The organism is Actinoplanes sp. NPDC051633 (assembly GCF_040681735.1).
Taxonomy (GTDB): Bacteria; Actinomycetota; Actinomycetes; order Mycobacteriales; family Micromonosporaceae; genus Actinoplanes.
Window position 1 is genome coordinate 1 of sequence record NZ_JBFAZH010001553.1, and the last position, 1,491, is coordinate 1,491.

Annotated in this window: 3 protein-coding genes; all 3 read right to left on the reverse strand. The window is 71.0% G+C overall.

Annotation, left to right across the window (positions count from 1 at the left end; all coding sequences use genetic code 11):
• Nucleotides 1–410: hypothetical protein (locus AB0M20_RS43055; protein WP_364307224.1), on the reverse strand; the 410-nt coding region annotated here is incomplete at its 3' end.
• 29 nt (nt 411–439) lie between these two features.
• A complete protein-coding gene (locus tag AB0M20_RS43060) occupies nt 440–1,144 on the reverse strand; it encodes a phosphatase PAP2 family protein (RefSeq protein ID WP_364307226.1) in 705 nt (234 codons plus the stop codon).
• Nucleotides 1,145–1,153: 9 nt separating this feature from the next.
• Nucleotides 1,154–1,491: MarR family transcriptional regulator (locus AB0M20_RS43065; protein ID WP_364307227.1), on the reverse strand; the 338-nt coding region annotated here is incomplete at its 5' end.

Sequence of the window (1,491 nt, forward strand, 5' to 3'; positions counted from 1 at the left end):
AGCGGGTGCTCCTCCCCGTCGTGCTCCTGCTCGTCCTCATGGTCGGGCTCGGTCTGCTGGTCACCAAGGTGCTGCAGCACGACTGGCCGTTCACCGCCGAGGACGGCGTCAACCGGGAGCTGGCCGGTGACCGGACCGGCTTCTTCAACGGTGTCACCTGGTTCTTCAGCATGGTCGGGAGCACCCCGGTGATCATCGGTGTGACCATCGTCGTGGCGTTGATCCTGCGCGTCCGGCTGCACCGCTGGCGGGAGCCGATCTTCCTGTGCCTCGGGGTGGCCGCGCAGGCCGTCGTCTTCTTCTTCACCACCCTGATCATCGACCGGGCCCGGCCCGACGTGCCCAAGATGGACGAGCAGGAGCACGACGGGGAGGAGCACCCGCTTGAGGGCTTGCAGCACGATCGGCACGGGGCTGCTGTACCCCGTACCCAAGATCATCAACGCCTGGCGGCGACCTCGGGTTCGATTCCCTCGACCGGCACCGGTGTGCGCCGCCTCCGGCCCCGGGCGCCCTCGAAGGCGGCGGTCGTCACCGCGACCACGGCGATGCCGAGCAGCCATCCGGCGACGACGTCACTGGTCCAGTGCACACCGAGCGCGATCCGGCACAGCCCGGTGATCAGCGTGATCACCACCGCTCCCACCCAGAGCGCCGGCCGGGCGCGCCGGAACGGGATCAGCACGAGCAGGAACACCGCGCACGTCAGCGCCGCGTTGGCCGCGTGGCCGGACGGGAACGAGTAACCGGTCGCACGGGCCACCGGGTCGAGCAACGACGGCCGGTCCCGCTCGATCAGGAGTTTGAGCAACGCGGCGACCACCCCGCCGGTGGTCATCGTCACGATCACCCACCAGGCCACCCGGCGGGCGTTGCGGCGGAAGAGCCAGATCACCAGGCCGAGAGCGGCGATGCGCAGGCCGGTCGGCGAGAAGATCCAGCTCCACACGAGCATCGCGTCGACCAGTGCCGGATGGCCGAGCGCCCACGTGTGCGCGTCGTTGGCGATCCCGCCGTCCAGGGAGCGCAGGGGCGCCCAGTTGCCGGACACGAAGGCGGCGAGCAACGCGAACGGGACGAGCAGAACGACGGAGAGGACGGCGGACACGCCGAGGCGCAGCGCGAGGGGACGTTCAGCCGGCATACCGGGGCTTTACCCCCGGTTCACCGCTTCGTCACCTGTGCCGGCCAGTTTCCGCAGAATCGTGGCGAGGGTCTCGCGGTCGTCGTCGTCCAGCGTGCTGAAGAAGCGGCCGGCCTCGGCCTGCCGGGCCGCGCGCAGGTCGTCACCCGCCGCGCGGCCCTGGTCGGTCAGCGCGATCAGTGTGGCCCGGCGGTCCGCCACGTCCGGGCGGCGCTCGACCAGACCGCGCCGCTCCAAGTGGTCGATCACCTCGGTGGCCGAGCGCGGGGCGATGTGCAGGTGCTCGGCCAGGTCGGAAACCCGCTGCGGGTCGTCGCGCATCAGCACGCTGAGCGCGCGGAACTGCG